The sequence below is a fragment of the Agaribacter marinus genome, from assembly GCF_030160655.1.
Lineage (GTDB): Bacteria > Pseudomonadota > Gammaproteobacteria > Enterobacterales > Alteromonadaceae > Glaciecola > Glaciecola marina.
Genome location: NZ_BSOT01000019.1, coordinates 157,883 through 179,390, shown reverse-complemented (window position 1 = coordinate 179,390; position 21,508 = coordinate 157,883). Strand labels below are relative to the sequence as shown.

16 protein-coding genes are annotated in these 21,508 nt (G+C 42.0%); 3 read left to right on the top strand and 13 right to left on the bottom strand.

Annotated features, from left to right (window positions below; genetic code table 11):
- Window positions 1-23: 23 nt before the first annotated feature.
- From QQK00_RS19590 to guaB, 7 genes are all read right to left on the bottom strand, one after another.
- Window positions 24-422, bottom strand: coding sequence for a GNAT family N-acetyltransferase (locus QQK00_RS19590; protein ID WP_284219390.1), 399 nt, complete (start codon window positions 420-422; stop codon window positions 24-26).
- 5 nt (window positions 423-427) lie between these two features.
- The gene (locus tag QQK00_RS19585; protein ID WP_284219389.1) at window positions 428-790 is read right to left on the bottom strand and encodes a winged helix-turn-helix transcriptional regulator; all 363 of its coding nucleotides are present in this window, start codon (window positions 788-790) and stop codon (window positions 428-430) included.
- Between the two features lie 37 nt (window positions 791-827).
- Window positions 828-2,228, bottom strand: coding sequence for a hypothetical protein (locus QQK00_RS19580; RefSeq protein WP_284219388.1), 1,401 nt, complete (start codon window positions 2,226-2,228; stop codon window positions 828-830).
- A 10-nt stretch (window positions 2,229-2,238) separates the two neighbouring features.
- Complete coding sequence (locus tag QQK00_RS19575) at window positions 2,239-3,102, bottom strand: outer membrane lipoprotein-sorting protein (protein WP_284219387.1); 864 nt, start codon at window positions 3,100-3,102, stop codon at window positions 2,239-2,241.
- Window positions 3,102-6,245: an efflux RND transporter permease subunit gene (locus QQK00_RS19570; protein WP_284219386.1), complete on the bottom strand. Its 3,144-nt coding sequence runs from the start codon at window positions 6,243-6,245 to the stop codon at window positions 3,102-3,104. The genes QQK00_RS19575 and QQK00_RS19570 overlap by 1 nt, the downstream gene beginning before the upstream one ends.
- Window positions 6,246-7,000: 755 nt before the next feature.
- Complete coding sequence (gene guaA, locus QQK00_RS19565) at window positions 7,001-8,578, bottom strand: glutamine-hydrolyzing GMP synthase (protein ID WP_284219385.1); 1,578 nt, start codon at window positions 8,576-8,578, stop codon at window positions 7,001-7,003.
- Window positions 8,579-8,643: 65 nt separating this feature from the next.
- Window positions 8,644-10,113 (bottom strand): IMP dehydrogenase, encoded by a 1,470-nt coding sequence (gene guaB / locus QQK00_RS19560; RefSeq protein ID WP_284219384.1) that lies wholly within the window; start codon window positions 10,111-10,113, stop codon window positions 8,644-8,646.
- A 107-nt stretch (window positions 10,114-10,220) separates the two neighbouring features.
- On the opposite strand from guaB, the gene xseA reads away from it, so the two are divergent.
- Both xseA and QQK00_RS19550 read left to right on the top strand, forming a co-directional pair.
- Window positions 10,221-11,645 carry an exodeoxyribonuclease VII large subunit gene (gene xseA, locus QQK00_RS19555; protein ID WP_284219383.1) on the top strand — a complete coding sequence of 475 codons (1,425 nt, stop codon included), beginning with the start codon at window positions 10,221-10,223 and terminating at the stop codon, window positions 11,643-11,645.
- Window positions 11,646-11,785: 140 nt separating this feature from the next.
- Window positions 11,786-12,799: a hypothetical protein gene (locus QQK00_RS19550; protein ID WP_284219382.1), complete on the top strand. Its 1,014-nt coding sequence runs from the start codon at window positions 11,786-11,788 to the stop codon at window positions 12,797-12,799.
- A 75-nt stretch (window positions 12,800-12,874) separates the two neighbouring features.
- Here the strand turns inward: QQK00_RS19550 and QQK00_RS19545 are convergent, their stop codons facing one another.
- A complete protein-coding gene (locus QQK00_RS19545; protein ID WP_284219381.1) occupies window positions 12,875-15,109 on the bottom strand; it encodes an NADP-dependent isocitrate dehydrogenase in 2,235 nt (744 codons plus the stop codon).
- A 314-nt stretch (window positions 15,110-15,423) separates the two neighbouring features.
- Here QQK00_RS19545 and rluF point away from each other — a divergent pair, with 314 nt between their 5' ends.
- On the top strand, window positions 15,424-16,272 hold the full coding sequence (gene rluF, locus QQK00_RS19540; RefSeq protein WP_284219380.1) for a 23S rRNA pseudouridine(2604) synthase RluF: 849 nt from the start codon (window positions 15,424-15,426) through the stop codon (window positions 16,270-16,272).
- 2 nt (window positions 16,273-16,274) lie between these two features.
- Here rluF and QQK00_RS19535 read toward each other — a convergent pair whose 3' ends face one another.
- The 5 genes from QQK00_RS19535 to hisS form a co-directional block, all read right to left on the bottom strand.
- Window positions 16,275-16,649, bottom strand: a complete 375-nt coding sequence (locus tag QQK00_RS19535; RefSeq protein ID WP_284219378.1) for a PH domain-containing protein — start codon at window positions 16,647-16,649, stop codon at window positions 16,275-16,277.
- Window positions 16,650-16,739: 90 nt separating this feature from the next.
- Window positions 16,740-18,188, bottom strand: coding sequence for a ribosome biogenesis GTPase Der (gene der / locus QQK00_RS19530; protein WP_284219377.1), 1,449 nt, complete (start codon window positions 18,186-18,188; stop codon window positions 16,740-16,742).
- A 130-nt stretch (window positions 18,189-18,318) separates the two neighbouring features.
- The gene (gene bamB / locus QQK00_RS19525; protein ID WP_431307768.1) at window positions 18,319-19,548 is read right to left on the bottom strand and encodes an outer membrane protein assembly factor BamB; all 1,230 of its coding nucleotides are present in this window, start codon (window positions 19,546-19,548) and stop codon (window positions 18,319-18,321) included.
- Complete coding sequence (locus tag QQK00_RS19520) at window positions 19,535-20,173, bottom strand: YfgM family protein (protein WP_284219375.1); 639 nt, start codon at window positions 20,171-20,173, stop codon at window positions 19,535-19,537. Before QQK00_RS19520 ends, bamB begins: the two co-directional genes overlap by 14 nt.
- 38 nt (window positions 20,174-20,211) lie before the next feature.
- Entirely contained in the window at window positions 20,212-21,492 is a 1,281-nt protein-coding gene (gene hisS / locus QQK00_RS19515) for a histidine--tRNA ligase (RefSeq protein ID WP_284219374.1), read from the bottom strand.
- Window positions 21,493-21,508: the final 16 nt, after the last annotated feature.

Genomic DNA, 21,508 nt, shown 5'->3' with positions numbered 1-21,508 from the left:
CTGATAAAGTTTGTGCTTTTGTATTATGTCCAAATATATTTGCCTGAATTCTGGTAACCCCCTAATGCCTTTGCATTCTTCTCGATAGAATGAATGGCGGCTTCTGCATATCCCTTTCGACGAAACTTTTCATGTACTTCTATATCACAGATAAACATTGATTTTTCATCTAACTCTTTGGAAATGTTCACCCACAGATATCCAACTGATGTATTTTGATCTCTGCTTTCAATCACGTATATATCGTTATTGGGAGTATCTAAGCCATCGGGTAATAATGAATCTAGCTCATCCTTTGCAAGCCTTAATGACTCTTCTTTAGGCCATCGCCCAGATTCAACATTGTGATCAGCATAGCTTTTTATTGTAGCCTTTAAGTAAGTTTGAAACTCAGCTTCTGAAATAGGGTTCAAATTTATCATTATGGTCAGTCTTTATGCTTAACAGTGATACTTTTATGTTCATTATACTTGTTTAAGCTACTTTCTTTTCCCCAAACCATCATTTTTTCCAGAATCGGTTTAACCGATTCCCCTTTATTAGTGAGGCTGTATATATAAGCTCGCCCATCATCAGAACATTTTCGTTTATCTATTAATCCTGAAGATTCTAGATGCAGTAACCGATTAGCCAAAATATTGGTAGAAATCCCTTCTGGTGATTTCAAAAACTCCCCAAATGTCCTTTTCTCATAAAAGGCCATGTCACGAATAATGATCAAGCTCCATCTATCACCATATGCTTCGATAGCACAATTTATAAAGCAAATGCTTTGACGGTCATTTTTCATAACCTCCCCGTTAACGCTCGATAAAATTTATATAGGCCTAAAAATCAAACCGGAGTGTCATTGCCAACGACGTGTTATCCGGTAACTGGCTAAATGTTGCAGTAGGCTCTGAGGAAGACGCTATATACAAAACACTCAGCGCCAGCTTTAAGTCTTGATGCCATTGTATTAAAGACCTGCCAAAAGTTGCTTCAATAATATGCTCGTCATTTTCCTGATCATAAACGCCCCTTAGCTCAACTGATGAGCGGGCAAAGTCACCCGATTGCCAAAATAACCGTGTTATCAGGTCGTCACTAAAAGGTCTGGGGAACGCTTCGCTTTGAGCTTGACTGACGCCTGATTCGCCGGCGTACTCAAGTGTGAACGTGAGCTGATCTTGATTGTTTAGCAGGTTATAAGTATCCCAATCAAAACCGGCGACATAAGCAAGATAATCATCCATTACTGCAACAGGCGATTGTTCAAATTCATAAGGGTTGTTCTGCGCTATTTCCAGCTTAAAGGTAAACGCTGCTAGTTTTTCAATGTTAGAGACAGCGCGGATACCAGCCCCCAGAATGCGATTACCGAAATATACAGGTGCTAATGTATCGGCTATATCAGCATTAAAGGGACGGATTAACGGATTTCTATCGGTACCTCGACTGGCAACAAGTTGTATATCGGCATTGAATAGCGACGTATTGAGTGTGCTTTGGTAACGAAGTGCGTAAAGATAGGCTTCGTCTCCATCAGGCTCAAACCCTTGCTTCTCCTTGAACGTGATGGTTTCGCTTCCCAGTCCTAAGCGCTGCCGGCCAAGTGCAAACCGTGTTCGTTGAAACCAGGGCAGCACATAAAAAGCCAATGTTGGCTCACCGATCATGCCATTGCCATCAAGCAACCAGCGGGCGCGAACACCCACCTCGCCTAAGCGCGTGGTATCTAACAACTGAGTACTCAAGTCGCGTCGATTTAATACATCAATGGGATTGAAGGTATCGGCAATACCCCAGTTTTCAACAAACTGGCCGACACGAAGATCCCAATGCGTTTGCTGATAGGTAATATAACCTTCAAAAAGCTCAAGCCGCTGGAGATCGCTATCGATCAAATCCAAAAACAGGCGTGGCCTGATATAGCCAGTTGTGTTTTGTCCTAGTGATACATCGAATTCAAATTCGGTAGTAAGCAACACCTGCTCATCATTATGATACCCATTTCTGTCATTCAGAAAAATACGGGGCGATAACTCTGCATAACCTGAAAATGCCTGTAGCGAAGCACCAGAAGTGCTTACGGTATCGTCAATGACAATGTCATCGCTAACAGTTTCTTCCAGCAAGTCGCTAAATAAATCATCACTGCTCTGTGCATAACCATTAATACCAGAGAACGTGAAAACAACAACACCTGCCAGCAATGTATACTTAAGTGGCCTAACTTTTAAACGCATCTAACCATTCCTATTTAGTCAATGCGCGCTTGGTAAAAGATGATTCAGTCAGATTCGCGCGCTTTTTACCAGTTCTTTTACTGGTGTATTGCGATAAATCCACTAGGTAATCACTAAATTTTAAGACTGTTTTTTTGCCAGTTTGATGATTCGCCATCTCTACTTGTAGCGCCCGCCAGTATTGGTTATGAAACTGCTGCCACTGGCTGGATGTTCTGGTTTTTAAATGGGTGCCTGATTTATCAAAATACTCGACTTGAGCTTGAAACCAATGGTCTTTCGATAGATAGAGAATTAAGTAAGAATAAGCTGTATCTCGGTAAGTTGGTTTACCTTCTATTTTAAATACAGGCAGTGTTTCGTTATCAATCTCCATCTGTATTTCTTTAAGAAACTGCCACTGGTATTCTGCCGGGTCTAAATCGTTGAGGTCTTCGTAGGTAAACTCTGAGCCTTGGAAACTCGCCGTATTATTCGCACCAGAGATACGGCGTACCTTCTTGGTAGAGGGCAAGTAAAGCCAGTTATCGTCTGAGCTGCCTGAATTTTCATAGTTAAGTGCTGCTACACCTTTAATATCAGCAGGCGAGGTAAACTTAATAATGGACTTATCTCCCTGACCAAAGCGCTCCAGTCCAATACGTCTAAATGAACGCAATACAGATTGACCATTGGTGTCATAGAGGGACATCTTTCCCGCGACTAATTCATCTCTCCAGCCATGTAGTTTTCTATCAGAATATTCCACCAGTTGTTTGCCGTATATAGCCGGGTTTTCAGTATCAAATACAGGTGGAGCGTCATTCGCGGAGGTAACGCCCGAAAGACTGATTGTCGTGATCACACTGAGCAGGATTAATAGTTGTTTTTTCATTATTGAGAGCCTCCGCTATAAGCTAATGAATCGGTTGCAGTGTCCTTCTTTTCGGAAGACTTAATATCCATCATGGCTAATACGGCGGGTGTAACAATAAAGTCAGCCAGCCATGCCAAGGCAATCATCGAAACAGCCAGCACGGCCATTAAATAGTTCGGAGAAAATGAACTGAGCAGCATGGTGCTAAAGCCGACGATCAACACGATAGTAGTCAGGGTTAAGGCGTCGCCACATTCACGCATGGTTTCTGAAATGGCTTGCTCAACCGTTTTGCCACTATTTATGGCACGTGAGTATTTGGTGAAAAAGTGAATTGTATCGTCAACACAAACACCTAAAGCAACCACAGCAACCGCAATGGCGGGCCCATCAATCATGATGCCAAACCAACCAAAGAAGCCGAGCGGTATGGCTATCGGTAAAACATTAGGTAGCGCACTGACTAATCCTAATTTCCAAGAGCGGAAGAAAAGACTAATAACAATCAAAATGACGATAAGCGCAACCACGATAGATTTAGAAAAGCTCTCCGCGATAATAATACCTGTGCGATCCATCAACGTTTTCTTACCTGACACCGTTAGGTCAGCAATGGAGGCATCGTTGGGTGTCGCAATAAGGTCAGGAAATTCGTTCTCGGCAATTTCACGAATTTTGGCAATTGCCGCTTGTTTTTCTTGAGTAGTACACAACAACCCTCGACCTTGCATTCTATAGTGTTGGCGATCAACACTTAGTTGAGTTGATAGGGTTTCACCCGGTCGAGCACCGTTTTCATACTGCAGCCAGTATTGAGATATAAGCGTTGATGCCGTTTGCGACGGTATATAGTTATATTCCTCGGTCAGTTCATCAAATTCTACTGATGCCTGCCGAAGTGAGGCCGATACGTCGCCTTCATTAACCGCGCGATAAAAGGCTGGATTGTCGTTATTTTGCACTTGGTGCATTTTTTTCAGAATGTCCAACGGTGATGACAAATCGGTGATAATAGACAACGCAGAATCTGGTTTAACCATTTCTTCACGCAGACGGTATTCAAATTGCTCAACCTGTTGTAGAAATTGGGCAGAAACACCAATACGCCCGTTATTCCAAGCTTCATAGCGCTGGTGAAGAGAGTTTAACTCGTTCATCTCAGCTGAGCTTAACGCCTTAACACCGCTTATCCCGCTAGCTGTTGCGACGTTTCTTGCTTGAAGTGATTCAAGTCTGGCCGCCTCCTGTTCATTCAAGCCTTCAGCACTATCACTCGCTGTGCTGTTAAAAATGATTTCCAAGTCACCTGTGCCGCCAAGGTGCTCTTCTATCCAGATTAAGTCGAGGATCACCGGATTGTCGGCAGTAAACATTTTTCGCTGGTCGGCATCAATTTGAACAAAGAATAAACCTATACAGGATATCAAAGCGACGATACTTGAATAGCCAACCACTTTAGCGCGATGACGAATAATAAGGGCTGCCCATTGGGTTGATAAGTATTGGGATATCGCATCTCTTTGCTTAATACGCTTTCTTTTTGAGTGAGGAAATAGTGATAGCATTAACGGCACTACCGTCATGGTAAGCAAGTAAGCGATAAAAGTGCCGATAGCCATGCTCCACGCCAATTGTTTAACGGGTGTTAAATCATTAAGCATCAGCGAGTAAAAGCCAATGGCGGTCGTTATTGTTGTTAGCAATACCGGTGCTGCATTTTTTCGGATAACTTCAATAATGAGTTCAGCTTTATTGTCATATTGACTGCGCATGAGCAACCAGGCTGCAACAAGGTGAATAGAGTCGGCGACCCCGATAGCCGTCATCATGTTAGGCATCATAGCGGTCAGATTATTAAAGAGTGTTCCCGTCGCAAAAATAGTCCCTACCGTGCCAAAAATGGATGCAAGAACAACAACCATTGGAATAACAGTACCAGCAAAGCTGCGGGTTAAAATGATTAAAAAGACGGTTATGACAAGAAACATCAGTGGTAAGAATTTTGAGTCGGCTGAGCCAACCACTTCAAAATTCCTTTCCAACACAGGCACACCACCCAATTTAAAGTTATAAGGGCTTAATGCGTTTGGCGTAAATGTACTGTCAGCTTTAAACTCACTATTTAAGCTGGCAATATCAAGGTAATGGCCGTCTTCATCAAGCCGAAAAACTCGGTACTTTTGTATGGTTTGGCCATCTTGATCGACCATGAAGTTCTTGCTTGGGTCGGATAACGACTGCTTAAGTTTTCTTTTATCTTCGCTCTCTGGCAAAGCTGAAATTTGTTTTTCAGCCTTTTGAAAAGCGGTTGTTTTAAGTGAAAGCCCACTTTCGATATTCAGGAAATGTTCAATACCTCGTAAGGCTGCACGTTGAAATTGTACGGAATAGAGTTTTTTGGTGAGTTCAGAATGTTCACCTTCAACAACGGGTCGGGTTATCTGAATTTGAATTGCAGTGGCAGAGGCATCCTGATTGACGATGGCATCAAGCAATAAGGGTTCACCCTGAAAGTCTTCAAAGTTAGCGTTGTTTCCCAGATACTCTCTTACGCGTTGCGCACCAATTTTTTTAGCCGTTCGGTTAGCCCCCAATACCGCAACCATACGTTCAACTAGCTGCTTATCACTGAGCTGGGTGGCAGGACTTTCGACTAAATCACTAATAATCAGTCCGTTTTCTGTCGAAATACCATCGTCTATACTTCCCCAACGAATCCACGGACTGTAAGTTAGGCTGCGCACATGCCGTACACCAGGCACGGTTAAAAAGTTTTCAGTCAGTCTTTGGATAGTTTCTAAAGATTCTCGACTGAATACACCATAGGAATCTTGTGTATTCTCGAAGGTAACAAGGATATAGTCTTCGGCAATAAAGCGGTCTTCAATATCAAAATAGGCTTTAACTGTCGCATCGCCCGTGTCAAACCAAACATCCAAACTCGGATCAAACATTTGCGGTGCAATTTGCCCCGAACCATCCGAAATATCGCTAATCGAAAGTACAGACTTCGTGACTCGGCCAATATTCTCCATGCCGCTCATAAAGACATAGATCACACTACACAAAACGAAGATGGCGGTAAGCCACCGCCATTGATAAAGCATTTTGGCAAATCGATAGTCAAACCGATTATTGCCTGTTGAGCCTTCAGAATTCATCGCTAATCCCACCATAATTAAAAGCTAAATCTGATTTTCAGATTTTCGCTTTTTTTGAATATACGCAGAAATTATGCATTGTTGACATGATTAAACAAGAAGGCAGGAAAAACGTATATAGTAAGGTTTTTGATACTATTGGAGAGGATTTTTTATATCTTAAATAGGTCTGAAATACCTTTCTTAGGCTTGAATAATTTTAATGAAAAATTAAATACACTCCTAACACCAGCAAGTATTCAATAGTAGCTTTTAACGTACTAACCAAGATCTTTTTGCCTTCTTGTGCATTGCGATTACTATGAATAAATATTTATATTGATCACAAAAATAAACGAACAAAGTAATATTTGGCCCTCAATCTCTCCAAGCTCAGCGTGATTATGGTATTGACTGCCCGATTACGGTTTATCTTCAAGGTAAGACTCGCGCCGATATTGTGAAGTCTTTTTTACAGTCCGGAGCGACGACAATTATCATTGATGCAGATGCGGCGGCAACATCGAAAACTTACTTTCTACAATTAAACAATTCGGATGTGGCATAGGTATTTCTTTTAGAGAGCGTGACCTTTAGGATAAAGCTATTCTTTAAACTGCTCAGTCATAGATTCTATTACTGCATTGTCCTGTCTAATTTAACCAGTCCACTAGAAGCCCCTTAAAACTCCCGTCCATAGAAAGAAAAACCCATTGATGACAATGGGTTATGATAAGTTTATTGCTTATAGGAGCTAGACACTGCTAGACGTGGAATCATTCCCACTCTATTGTTGCAGGTGGTTTGCCTGAAATATCGTATACCACTCGAGATATCCCATCTACTTCATTGATGATTCGGTTTGATACTTTTCCAAGAAAGTCATAGGGTAAATGTGCCCAACGCGCGGTCATAAAGTCTATCGTCTCTACGGCCCTTATAGAGACAACCCAATCATATTTCCGCATATCTCCCATTACACCAACAGAACGCACAGGCAAGAATACAGTAAAGGCCTGACTCACTTTATGGTAAAGATCCGCGTTATGCAGTTCTTCGATAAAAATAGCGTCGGCACGTCGCAGAAGGTCACAGTACTCTTTCTTTATTTCACCGAGTACTCGCACCCCCAAACCCGGACCAGGGAATGGATGGCGGTATAACATGTCGTAAGGTAAGCCTAACTCCAAACCAATTTTACGCACTTCATCTTTAAAGAGTTCTCGCAATGGTTCGACTAAGCCCATTTTCATATCTTCAGGCAACCCACCGACATTGTGGTGTGATTTAATGACGTGAGCTTTACCTGTCTTAGAGCCCGCAGACTCAATCACGTCGGGGTAAATAGTCCCCTGCGCAAGCCATTTGGCATTAGCAAGCTTGTTAGACTCTTCATCGAACACGTAAACAAATTCATTCCCGATGATCTTACGCTTTTTCTCAGGGTCTGTTTCACCTTGTAAAGCGTCAAGGAAGCGTGTTTCAGCATCAACTTTGATGATGTTTAAACCAAAATGATCGCCAAACATGTCCATCACTTGCTGACCTTCATTGAGTCGCAACAAACCATTGTCTACAAATACACAGGTTAGTTTGTGACCAATTGCTTGATGCAATAACATTGCCGTCACACTTGAATCAACACCGCCAGATAAACCTAGGATAACTTCGTCATCACCAACTTGTTGTTTAATCCGTGCTACCGCATCTTCGATAATTGAGGCTGCCGTCCATAATTTTTCACATTTGCAAATGTTAATCACAAAATGTTCAAGCACCCGTAAACCCTGTTTAGTATGCGTTACTTCAGGATGGAACTGCACACCATAAAACTGTTTATCAAGGTTAACCATTGCTGCATGCGGACAATTTGAGGTTTTTGCAATCGTTTCAAAGCCCTCCGGTATTGCCGCCACTTTATCGCCATGACTCATCCATACATCTAATAAGGCATTGCCGTTTGCGCCAATCTCATCTTCGATTTTATCAAACAACTCGGTGGCATTTAACAACTCAACCTGAGCATAACCGAATTCGCGTAAGTCAGAGCCTTGCACCGCGCCACCAAGCTGATGCGCCATTGTTTGCATGCCGTAACAAATACCTAATACAGGAACGCCTGCATTAAATACATATTGTGGCGCTCTTGGCGAACCAGCTTCGGTGACTGATTCTGGGCCACCCGAGAGGATAATACCGTCTGGCGCGAAATTACGAATATCTTCTTCGCTAACATCCCATGCCCACAGTTCACAATAAACCCCTATTTCACGCACACGACGTGCAATAAGTTGCGTATATTGAGAACCAAAATCTAGAATGAGTATTTTTTGGCTATGGATATTTACTGACATTAAATGACCCTAAGAAATAGTGAAAGAGCAGCAATAGAACATGCTGCTCAAAAAGAACATTGGATTTATCCTAATCTGTAATTAGGTGCTTCTTTCGTAATACTAACATCGTGCACATGAGATTCGCCCATCCCAGCGGACGTTACTTTAACAAACTTAGGTTTTGTTCTAAGTTCTTCAATGGTTGCTGAACCAGTTAATCCCATCGCAGAGCGCAAACCACCTAATTGCTGGTGAATAATATTTGCAATTGGCCCTTTGTACGCAACACGGCCTTCAATACCTTCTGGCACTAGTTTTTCGGCGCTATTGCTGTCTTGGAAATATCGATCAGAGGAACCATTGCTTTGATTCATAGCACCAAGCGACCCCATACCACGGTATGACTTATAGTATCGCCCTTGATAAAGCTCTACCTCACCTGGCGCTTCTTCCGTGCCTGCAAACATACTACCGACCATGACAGAGCTAGCGCCAGCAACTAGCGCTTTAGCAACATCACCCGAAAAACGAATACCGCCGTCAGCAATGACAGGGATACCTAGTTTATCTACTGCTGAAACTGCATCAGAAATTGCAGTAATTTGCGGTACGCCGCAACCTGTTACTATGCGAGTCGTACAAATAGAGCCAGGGCCAATCCCTACCTTTACCGCATCGACCCCCGCTTCAGCTAGCGCTAACGCACCTTCCGCTGTTGCAACATTTCCAGCGATTAACTGTAATTCAGGGTAAGCTTTGCGTACTGCAGACACTCGGTCAATTACACCTTGAGAATGCCCATGGGAAGTATCAATAAGCAGTACATCTACACCAGCTTCTACAAGTAGGCGTATTCTTTCATCTGTTCCAGCACCAACACTGACTGCTGCGCCGACACGCAAACGGCCTTGAGAATCTTTACAAGCATTCGGTTTACTTTTTGCCTTTTTGAAATCTTTTACTGTAATAAGGCCTGTTAGCCTAAATGCTTCATCAACGACAAGTATTTTTTCAATTCGATGCTCATGCATTAAGTGCATCACTTCGTCAGCGGTCGCGGACGACGTGACTGTCACTAACTTTTCTTTCGGCGTCATAACGTTTGAAATTGCTTGATCAAGCCTGTTTTCAAAGCGTAAATCACGCCCTGTGACAATCCCTATTAGATTATTGCCCTCATCAACAACGGGGAAACCAGAATAACCGAGTTGTTTGCTGAGTGCCTTAATATCACCAATAGTTGCATGCTCACGCACAGTTACTGGGTTTTGAACAACACCACTCTCGTATTTTTTAACTTTTAATACGTGTTCCGCTTGCGCTTCGCCAGACATGTTTTTATGGATAAAGCCAATGCCGCCTTCTTGTGCAAGGGCAATCGCTAGATTAGCTTCAGTTACCGTATCCATTGCCGCAGACATCAATGGCATGTTTAGAGTAATTTTACGGGTAAGCTTGGTTTGTAAATTCGCTGTGTGAGGCAACACTGTGGAATGCCCAGGAACAAGCAGAACGTCGTCGAAAGTAAGCGCTTCTTTTTCGATGCGTAGCATGCAATTTCACCTGTTTCGGTAGTGGTTTAATTGCGGCGTAATTGTAGTGTTTTTTATTCCCAAGGTAAACTAGAATAATAAGGAAAATTACTAAAAATAAGTCATTTATGTTCGCCACATCAGATCAAGTCAGTATATTAAGTGTCACCAAACTCAATCGTTTTGCTAAACGTGTGTTAGAAAGTGAAATTGGCTTAGTATGGGTTACCGGTGAAATAAGTAATTTTGTGGCAGCAAGTTCGGGACACTGGTACTTCACTTTAAAAGACAATCAAGCACAAGTGCGCTCCGCAATGTTTAAAGGCGCAAATCAACGAATCGGTTTTCGCCCCAAACAAGGAGATAAGGTCTTAGTGCGTGCAAGTATTGGTTTGTACGAACCAAGAGGGGATTATCAATTAATTGTTCAACATATGGAACCTGAGGGCGTTGGGCAATTAAAACAGCAATTTGAAGCACTTAAACACGCATTGTCTCAAGAAGGTTTATTTAGTGATGAGGCTAAACAAGCATTGCCGACGACAATTAACCGAATTGGGGTCATCACATCTCCTACTGGTGCAGCTATTCATGATATTTTACATGTACTTGCGCGCAGAAACCCTAGTGTCGAAGTTGTACTTTATCCAACCGCAGTGCAAGGTGAATTAGCGGCACCAGAAATTGTTAAGCAAATCATAAAAGCTAATCAACGCAACGAAGTAGATGTGTTAATCGTTGGCAGAGGTGGTGGTTCATTGGAAGATTTATGGCCATTTAATGAAGAAACTGTTGCTCGAGCAATTCATCAGTCATTTTTGCCGATAGTATCCGCTGTTGGACATGAAATTGATGTGACCATTGCCGATTTTGTTGCTGATATGAGAGCACCAACACCTTCAGCCGCTGCAGAATTACTAAGTAAAGATGCCCAAGTACTGAAACAACAAATACGCCAACAACTCGCAAACTTAAGTGCCGCGTTTAACAGGCAACATCGAATTAAGGCTCATGGATTCGACGTGATTAATCAAGGCCTAAAAAACCAATCACCACAACGGCTGATTGAGAACAACGCACAAGGCCTCGATAACTTGCTGCATCGACTAAACAACAGCCACCCACAAAATGCAATTGAAGTGCAAAGTACAAAAATAGAGCAACTTAAACAGCAACTAGAACGAGGCATAACCAATGCATTACAAAATATGCGGCAAAAGCATCGAATAACAAACAACTCACTAAACAACTTATCGCCGGCGGAACGAATTGAAACCTTGCAGAATGCACTAGTTCAAAAAGAAAGCGTATTGCACAATTCAATGCAAAATGTCCTAAAAATGACTACTCAACAATTGAGCGCCAAAACCGCCTTGTTAGACTCTGTCAGCCCTTTGTCTACAATGGCACGCGGCTACAGCATTACGTTTTCAGAAGATAGTCATTCTGAAAGTAAAATCCTACGTTCCATAGATGAAATACACCCTAAACAGTTGATAAAAACACGTCTAACAGATGGGGAATTTACTGCCGAAGTTATAGATAAAAAATAATCGTTAGTTAAACGCTTGATATATGTAAACTTTGTTTTTCATTTGTATGAATTGTTATAAATTTGTTTGTCTGTCTACAAGTATGGTGTTAAAATCCATACCAAGTTATAACAATTTATACAGTGGATGTTGTAGTTTCCATGAAATCAAATGTGTCTTCATTAGTTATTACCTCTCTCGGACTTACTTTATTTAGCCAAGTATCTTTTGCTAACAATCAAAGCGATTTACCTTTTTACGCGGCAAGTTTAAGCGAAAATGTAAGTACTTATTGTGAAACTACGCAGTGTAAAACCCATACACTCGACAAAAACGCATTACGCCAGTTCATCAAGGCTAATGAATATGCGGATGATGTTAAAGAAGCATTATCTTTGTCTGAGTATGAAGTGTTAGTCGGTGATGCAATCATTGATTCAAGCACCTCTCCTACGCTAGTAATGGAAATTACAACGAGTTGGCGCGGTATTCCTATTGACGATATGAATGTCACTCAAGCGATTGGCTTGCCCGTCACTCAAGAAAAAATAGACAATGCTGCAAATCTAATGTTAGAGCAATGGGTTAATCATATTCGAAATGCCGAGATCCTCGATGCGGAGCGTATTTACGAAACGGTTGGCGCCAGTGATTATCACCAAGAAATGACAATTCCATCAACAATTGGCGATTTTTCACTTCAACAGCAAGCTTTATATCGTGATCCAATGCAAGGTAGTATCGCGAGATATGAGCACCCTGAGTATGCTGATGCTGTGGTAGACATTACGGTATATCCTGTTTCTCCGTTTACCTATACAAACACCATGGATGACGCGGATCTATTGGCTGCTGAATTAAGCTCAGAGCAACTTCAAGTGCAAGCTTTAGTGGAACAAGCAGGGATAAACGAATATTCAATTTCAGACGTTAAGCCGCTTAAAATCGAGCAACAAGATCAAGTGCTTGAGGGCTATGCTTTTGAAGTTAAATTAAATACAGGTATCGAACCGGTATATACAACTAACTATTTGTTCAAAAAAGGCGACAAGTTTGTAAAATTATCAGGTAATTTTCCGGGTATGGTGATGTTACCTATCGTTGAACAAAGTATCGCGAAGATTGAAGTACCACCTGAATCTAAGTTTATGCGCTCAATGCGCGCGGATGGCTAGTGTTTAACTAAATCCTTCTTTTAATAAATACAAAAAAACCACGCATATGCGTGGTTTTTTTAGGTCTAGTTTTGATTAATACAACAGCGTTGCTAATACAGCATTGAATGTTTCACTCGGGCGCATTGCCTTCGCAGCCAAAGCAGTATCTGCAAAATAGTAACCACTAACGTCGACAGCAACACCTTGAGCATCATTTAGCTCATTCACGATAGTGCCTTCCTTCTCAGTCAATGTTGTCGCTATAGAAGTAAATTGCGCTTGTAGCTCTGTATCTTCCGATTGTGCAGCTAGAGCTTGAGCCCAATACATTGCCAAATAGAAGTGAGAACCCCGATTATCAAGCTCGTTCACTTTACGTGAAGGAGACTTGTTCTCTTGCAAGAATTTCGCCGTTGCAGCATCTAAAGTATCAGCCAATACTTGCGCCTTAGGGTTTTTAGCAAAAGTACTAAGGTGTTCTAAAGACGCCGCTAACGCTAAAAACTCACCAAGTGAATCCCAACGCAAGTGATTTTCTTTTTCAAATTGCTGTACATGCTTAGGAGCAGAACCACCGGCACCTGTTTCAAACAATCCACCGCCATTCATTAACGGCACAATAGATAGCATTTTAGCGCTTGTACCCAATTCTAGGATTGGGAATAAATCGGTCAAATAGTCGCGCAATACATTTCCGGTAACAGAAATAGTATCTTCGCCTTTAAAGCAACGATCCAAGGTATAAGCCGTCGCTTCAACAGCGCTCATGATCAAAATTTCAAGGCCTGAAGTATCGTGATTTGGTAAATATGCATTTACCTTTTTAATCATTTCGGCATCATGAGCACGGTTTTCGTCTAGCCAAAAAACAGCGGGAGTATTTGTAGCACGTGCGCGAGTTACTGCTAATTTAACCCAATCTTGGATTGGTGCATCTTTTGCCTGACACATTCTCCATATGTCACCTTCTTCTACATTGTGTGACAACAAAACTTCACCAGCGGTGTTGACTACTCTTACAATACCGTTAGCACTTAGAATAAATGTTTTGTCATGCGAGCCATATTCTTCCGCTTTTTGCGCCATCAAACCAACGTTAGGTACTGTCCCCATTGTTGATGGATTAAAAGCGCCATTTTCTTTACAAAAGTCAATCACAGTAGCAAAAACACCCGCGTAGTTACGGTCTGGAATCATAAACTTAGTGTCTTTCTGTTTACCATCTGGCCCCCACATTTGACCAGACGCACGAATCGCGGCAGGCATAGACGCGTCGATAATCACATCGCTCGGTACATGAAGATTAGTAATGCCACGGTCAGAATCAACCATCGCCATGTCAGGACGAGTACCATACACTGCTTGCAAATCCGCTTCGATTTCAGCTTTCTTATCCGCAGGTAACTTTTCGATTTTGGCGTATACATCGCCTAAACCATTTTTAACGTCAACACCAACCTCCGCGAAGGTTTCGGCATGTTTTTCAAATACATCTTTAAAAAATACTTTTACTGCGTGCCCAAAAATCACTGGATCAGACACTTTCATCATCGTCGCTTTCATATGAAGTGAAAGCAGCACATCTTCATCCTTTGCAGCGCTAATTTCTTTTTCGAAAAAATCAACCAATGCGGCTTTACTCATCACTGATGCGTCGATAACTTCTTTATCAAGCAGTGATACTTTTTCCTTTAACACCGACACATCGCCATTTTCAGTCACAAATTCAATTTTTACATCCTGTGCGCCACTCACTGTCGTCGACTGCTCACTACCATAAAAATCGCCACCTGACATATGTGCAACGTGCGACTTAGATTCTTTTGACCAAGCTCCCATAGAGTGTGGGTTGTTTCGCGCATATTGTTTTACAGAACCTGGCGCACGTCTGTCTGAATTACCCTCACGTAATACTGGGTTTACCGCAGAGCCCAATACTTTTGCATATTTTGATTGAACCGCTTTATCATCATCGCTATCCGCCTGTTCTGGATAATCAGGGAGCGCATAGCCTTTCGCTTGAAGCTCTTTGATCGCGGCTTGTAACTGCGGAACCGATGCGCTGATGTTAGGTAACTTTATGATATTGGCTTCAGGCGTTTTTGCTAGCTCACCAAGTTCTGTGAGGGCGTCATTAATTTGTTGCTCATCGGTTAAACATTCTGGAAAATTAGCAATGATACGACCTGCTAATGAAATATCACGCGTTTCGACAGTTATACCAGAAGATGCCGTAAATGCTTCAATGATTGGCAACAATGATTGTGTTGCTAAAGCCGGTGCTTCGTCAGTGATGGTATAAATTATCTTAGAGGTATCTGTAGTCATTAATATTCCTAAAGCTCGTTAAGGGTAAATGAAAGTGCCGTGTATAATGCGCCAATGTGCTCATTGACTGCGAGTATTTTACGCTATTTGAACCGTATTCTGCTGATAAAATGCGCAGAGAGAAGTCGCACTCATTAAAAATACGAGGCGTATTCTAGCTCAGCCCCAAGTGCATTGGAAGTAGTTGCCAGATTTCGGCTATTTATTCTCACTATATCTGCATACTTTTCTCTTATAAATATAGACAATTAATCAGAAAAATAAGCACGCTGCTCAAAATATACAGTACAATTGACACAAGAAATTGTTCCCCAATGAGTATTAAACAAAACAAATCATCCATGCAAGAAAATACAGGTAAACGACTCAACAAGTACATTAGCGAAACGGGTGTATGTTCTCGCCGAGAAGCTGACAAATATATTGAGCAAAAACGTGTCACTATTAACGGTAAACTGCCTGAACTAGGCACAAAAGTTATGCATGGTGATAAAGTAGCGCTTGACGGAAAAATACTCACCGCGGCACCTGATAACAAATCAGATCGCGTCTACATTGCCTACCATAAACCTGTCGGAATTACTTGTACAACGGAGCGCCACATAAAGGGAAATATTATAGATGCAATTAAGCATAAATCTCGCATATTTCCTGTTGGACGACTAGATAAACCCTCCGAGGGGCTTATCTTTTTGACAAGTGACGGGGATATCGTCAATAAAATCCTGCGGGCTGAAAATGCACATGATAAAGAATATATAGTGACGGTTAACAAGCCCATTACGGCGTCATTCATTCAAAATATGGGCCGCGGTGTCCCAATACTTGATACGGTAACCAAACCCTGCACCGTCGAAAAAATAAGTACATTTGTGTTCAAAATCATTCTTACACAAGGATTAAATCGCCAAATTCGACGTATGTGTGAATACTTTGATTACGACGTAAAACGCTTGAAACGTACACGTATAATGAACATTAACTTGAGTAATTTAAAACTAGGTCAATGGCGAAATTTTACCAAAAGTGAATTGCAGCTATTGCAAAATGCAGTGCAGGGAGCAAGTAAAACTGCGAAAAACATGAAAACCATGAAAACCAAACCGGCCAAAAAAACACCTCAAACAACACTCAAAACGCCAAAAAACATCTGGCGCTCTTAATACTAGCTGAACATCTGAGTTGCCAGCGCTTGTTGTACTGACGGTGCTAAACTTGATTTCAATTCCAATTCCAAGGGTGTTGAATTGCCAGATACCCACACTTTTAGTTCTGAGTCGGTGTCAAATGTCCCTGCAGTTTCAACAATAAAATTCGTTACTGATTTGTAAGGAATGCTGTGATAGCTAACTTTTTTACCTGTGACACCTTGTTTGTCAATGAATATAAGCCGTTTATTCGTTAATACCAACATATCGCGTATCAACTTATAAGCATTGGTAATCGACTCATTGTCTGCAAGTATTTCCGCTAAACTTTCACTCACTTCAGCGACATCTACTTCACTGGCATTTCCCATCAAGCCATCTAATAAACCCATGTTACGTTCCTTTTTAATTACTTTTTAGTTTACAAAGGACTACCAGACTACATTGGAATTAACTATTTGTTAACCTAAAAATATGATGCCTTAACGTTTATTTTTCTTATGAAAACTTACCAAGCGTTTGCGCTTTCTCTGCTGAGAAAGGGATAGTTGGTTTTTCTTTCCTTCAAATGGATTAGCACCTTCACGAAATTCAATTTTAATTGGCGTTCCCATCACCTCAAGTGCCTTACGATAATAATTCATCAGATAACGTTTGTATGATGAAGGCAAAGAATCGAGTTGATTGCCATGAATCACGATTACAGGTGGGTTATATCCACCAGCATGAGCATACTTCATTTTAACTCTGCGACCAGCCACTAAGGGAGGTTGATGATCGTCTTGCGCCATTTCCATGATCTGCGTAAGCATCGCCGTATTAATTCGTTTAGTCGCAGAGGCATAAGCCTCTTGCACAGACTCAAACAGATGCCCAACTCCAGTGCCGTGCAGGGCAGAAATAAAATGCAAACGCGCAAAGTCAATAAACCCTAACCGTCTGTCCAGTTCACGTTTAATATCTTCTTTAATGTCAGTATCCAAACCGTCCCATTTATTTACGGCGAGTACTAAAGACCGTCCTGAATTCAATACAAACCCAAGTAAGGACAAATCTTGATCAGTAATGCCTTGTCGTGCATCAATGACAAGAAGTACAACGTTTGACTCTTCAATTGCCTGAAGCGTTTTAACAATTGAAAATTTCTCGACCGTGTCACTGACTTTCTTACGCTTACGCACACCTGCGGTATCAATAAGCACGTACTCTCGCTCGTCACGCTCCATCGGAATAAAGATGCTATCTCTTGTTGTACCTGGCATATCGTAAACAACGACACGTTCTTCACCCAATATACGATTCGTTAAGGTCGACTTTCCAACGTTTGGTTTTCCTACAATAGCTAACTTAATAGGGAGGCTTTGCAAACGCGCCAATTTAGCATCTGCGTCTTCTTCCTCATGCTCGATTTCAGACTCAGCCATCATTTCTGGAAAGTCTGCCTCAATAGGCCCGAGCACCGCGTCTAACATTTGACTAACGCCGCGCCCGTGCGCCGCAGCAATTTGCATTTGATGAGCAAAACCAATGGAGTAAAAATCTGCGCTCTCACTATCACCATCAATGCCGTCTACTTTGTTAACAAGTAAATATGCAGCCTTCTCTTGTTTACGTAAGTGGTTTGCGATACCAATATCAGCTGGCGTTAAGCCTGCTCGCGCATCTACAAGAAACAAAACTACATCCGCTTCGTCAATAGCCAATAAACTCTGTTCAGCCATTGCTGCATCGATACCTTCTTCATCACCACTGATTCCCCCAGTATCCACAACGATGAACTGTCGTTGTTCATATTTCGCTTGTCCGTATTTGCGGTCACGAGTAAGACCAGGAAAATCTGCAACCAATGCATCTCGTGTGTGGGTTAAACGGTTAAACAATGTAGATTTACCCACATTTGGACGGCCAACTAAGGCGATCACTGGTAGCATAATTTTCCTCTTAGACTAAAACGCCAATGACTTAAGCATTGGCGTTTGTATTATTTAGTGGCGTTACATCATTTTAGCGAAACGCTTTGACGTATTGTACTCGTTATACTGTGTAACGAGCAACTAAGCTTTAAGGTACACTAATTAGGTTAAGGTCACCCTCTCTGGTTTTAACCAGTAGCTTACCATTCGCTTCAATAGGTGCAGTATAAATGCCTTCATCTTCGTCATCACCACCTAAGTCAAGCCTAGAGACTATCTTGCCGTCGGCCTGATTTAACCAATGTAAAAAACCCCATTTATCACCCACGACGACATGTTCACCTATGGGTGTTGCCGCAGTTAGACCACGCTTTCTTAACACTGTATTTGACCAAAGCTCGACACCGTTACGACGATCGATAGCATAAATATTACTATTATTGTCAGTCACATAAAGTGTATTACCATTCACTGTAACGTTCTGGTATGCCGCATATTCGCGATTCCACACCACTTGCCCGGTACGTAATTCTACTGCCGACAGGCCACCACCATAACTTACAATATAAATATTGCCGCCAAACACAATTGGCTTACTATCAACGTCAACAATGCGCTCTAGCTCAGTCGCACCGACAGGTTTAGCTATTACCTGCTCCCAAGCGGTCAAACCGGTGTCGATAATATTGACAATTAATTTTCCAGTGGCTGTACCAACAATTGCACCACCATTTGCCGCCGTTGGCGCAGAAACGCCACGAAGTGACAAGGGCGGTACGTCAGATTCATTCTGCCATTTAACCTCTCCAGTATCCGCGTCAAGTCCTAACAATACACCGGCAACGGTATTTATTACCACTACACCTGCATCTATAGCTGGTGGAACAATGACTTCCCCTGGGACTTTTACTTGCCACTTTATAGAGCCATCAGCTTCGTTTAGCGCGATAACTTCTCCATTTTCAGTGCCAAGAAAAATAGTTTCATACGCGGCAGATAACCCGCCAGAAATCTTAGCGGGAATTCGCGCTGGAAACATGCCATATAAATTGGATAACTTACTTTCTTTGCTGTCAGTACTAATGTCCTGTTCCCAGAGCACCTTACCACTATCAGGAGATAAGGCGTAAATACTGCCAGCGCGATCTGCAGCAAAGATTTTGCTGTATGCCGCAACAGGTGAAAGGTTTGAGAAATACTCATCAACACCGTCACCAATTTCTTCCTGCCATTCTATCTGAGGAGTAAACACCATATCGATTTCGGCCAAACGACGTATCTCAAGTTCTTCTTCATCCGTAAACCAACCAGATATTGTGCTACAACCGCCAAGCATCATTGCCGCGCCAACTAGCACATAAATTTTATTCTTCACTATCTATACTCACAGCCTGAGTTTTTGCATACGCAATATTATCGAGTTTCATTTTGATATTAATATTGTTAGGAAGTTCAACTAATGCGAGATTATATGAAGATCGCGCTTGATCAAATTCACCATTTGCAAAGTGTGCGTCACCTTTCAATTCATTTACTTGATCTAAAAAAGATGTCGCTACAACTTGGTCAAGCTGACTTATTGCCTGTGTGTTTTCACCTAAATGCAAATGTACTTTCGCTAGACGTATACGCGCTAAATCTGCAATCGCATCTGTAGAAGATGCTACACCTTCTAGCGCTCGCTTAGCAGCTTCAAAGTCGTCTTTTTCAACGGCTTGTTGAGCCACAATAAAGGCCGCTAAATTGCTATACCCAGAGTCACTGTGTTCAGATAGAAATGCTTGAAGAGAAGCCGTATCCTCACTTTTAACAAACTCGTCGATACCCGCCTGATATGCAGACGATGCGACTTCCTTACTTTCGATTGTTTTGTCTGAATAAAACCGCCACCCCCAAAGCCCCCCAAGGCCTAAAACCGCGCCAACGATAATGGCAGTGCCGTTTTCTTTCCAAAATTGTTTGATGGCTTCAACTTGTTGTTCTTCAGTTTCGTAACGATCCATTATGTCCTCTAACTCAAACCTTAACTGCGTTTCGCAGCTTAGTTATTAATTATTTTACCCAAGTTTTCTAATAAACTGGGAATGTTATGTGTTTCTTGTGCTGTATCTTCGCGTAAATATTTCACGCCGTATTCACCAGCACTCACTTCATTCTCGCCAACAATTACTGCTACTTTCGCACCACTGGCATCCGCTTTTTTCATTTGTTTCTTAAAGTTACCACCGCCGCAATGCAGAATAACTTTACTGCCTTCGTATTTATCACGAATCTGCTCAGCAATAGTCGCCGCCTCAAGCTGCGCCAAATCACCAAGCGCAGTCACATAAACGTCTGCGGACGAAGCAAAGCTATCGTCGGTGTTAATTTCTTGCATAAGTAACACAAGACGCTCGATGCCCATTGCAAATCCAATTGCAGGCGTCGCTTTTCCGCCAAGCTGTTCAACTAAACCATCGTAACGACCACCAGCACATATTGTACCTTGTGCACCTAGGGCATTCGTCACCCATTCAAATACCGTGCGATTATAGTAATCTAAACCACGAACTAATTTTTGATTTATTTCATACTCAATATCCAGCGCGTCTAGGTGTTCACAAAGACTACTAAAATGTTGTTTTGATGCGTCATCTAAATAATCGAATAATGTGGGAGCGCCTTCTAATATTTTTTGCGTTTCCTTGCTCTTAGTGTCAAGGATTCTCAAAGGGTTTGACGACAAACGACGTTTACTGTCTTCGTCCAGCTCATCGCTAAAGCCTGTTAGGTAATCTACCAGTGCAAGCTTATATCGCTCTCTGGAAGCAGTATCACCAAGTGTATTTATCTGTAAAGTAACGCTTTGCTCAATACCAAATGCTTTCCATAAACGTGCGCCCATTGCAATAATTTCTGCATCAATGTCTGGTCCTTCAAAGCCATAAGCTTCAGCCCCAAATTGATGAAATTGCCTATATCGCCCTTTTTGTGGGCGCTCATGCCGAAACATTGGCCCCATGTACCAAAGGCGTCGCTGTTGGTTATACAATAAACCGTGCTGATTTCCAGCTCTAACGCAGCATGCTGTTCCCTCTGGCCTTAAGGTAAGGCTATCGCCATTGCGATCTTCGAAGGTGTACATTTCTTTTTCAACAATATCAGTAACTTCACCGATACTTCGCTTGAATAAATCCGTAGACTCAACAATAGGCGTTCTGATTTCTTGGTAGTGATAAGTCGCCGCTAACGTTCGAATATGAGATTCAACTAACTGCCAAGCGCCACTTTGCTCTGGAAGGCAATCATTCATACCTCGAATTGCTTGAATCGTTTTAGCCACTATTATCCCATTTTTT

Bases quoted from the DNA above. Each gene is read 5' to 3' on its own strand.
- rluF (WP_284219380.1), top strand. From the start codon at position 15,424: ATGAGTATTAAACAAAACAAATCATCCATGCAAGAAAATACAGGTAAA.
- guaB (WP_284219384.1), bottom strand. From the start codon at position 10,113: ATGCTACGCATCGAAAAAGAAGCGCTTACTTTCGACGACGTTCTGCTT.
- der (WP_284219377.1), bottom strand. From the start codon at position 18,188: ATGCTACCAGTGATCGCCTTAGTTGGCCGTCCAAATGTGGGTAAATCT.
- guaA (WP_284219385.1), bottom strand. From the start codon at position 8,578: ATGTCAGTAAATATCCATAGCCAAAAAATACTCATTCTAGATTTTGGT.
- QQK00_RS19575 (WP_284219387.1), bottom strand. From the start codon at position 3,102: ATGAAAAAACAACTATTAATCCTGCTCAGTGTGATCACGACAATCAGT.
- QQK00_RS19590 (WP_284219390.1), bottom strand. From the start codon at position 422: ATGATAAATTTGAACCCTATTTCAGAAGCTGAGTTTCAAACTTACTTA.
- xseA (WP_284219383.1), top strand. From the start codon at position 10,221: ATGTTCGCCACATCAGATCAAGTCAGTATATTAAGTGTCACCAAACTC.
- QQK00_RS19550 (WP_284219382.1), top strand. From the start codon at position 11,786: ATGAAATCAAATGTGTCTTCATTAGTTATTACCTCTCTCGGACTTACT.
- QQK00_RS19545 (WP_284219381.1), bottom strand. From the start codon at position 15,109: ATGACTACAGATACCTCTAAGATAATTTATACCATCACTGACGAAGCA.
- QQK00_RS19580 (WP_284219388.1), bottom strand. From the start codon at position 2,228: ATGCGTTTAAAAGTTAGGCCACTTAAGTATACATTGCTGGCAGGTGTT.
- QQK00_RS19520 (WP_284219375.1), bottom strand. From the start codon at position 20,173: ATGGATCGTTACGAAACTGAAGAACAACAAGTTGAAGCCATCAAACAA.
- QQK00_RS19535 (WP_284219378.1), bottom strand. From the start codon at position 16,649: ATGGGTTTATTAGATGGCTTGATGGGAAATGCCAGTGAAGTAGATGTC.
- QQK00_RS19585 (WP_284219389.1), bottom strand. From the start codon at position 790: ATGAAAAATGACCGTCAAAGCATTTGCTTTATAAATTGTGCTATCGAA.
- QQK00_RS19570 (WP_284219386.1), bottom strand. From the start codon at position 6,245: ATGAATTCTGAAGGCTCAACAGGCAATAATCGGTTTGACTATCGATTT.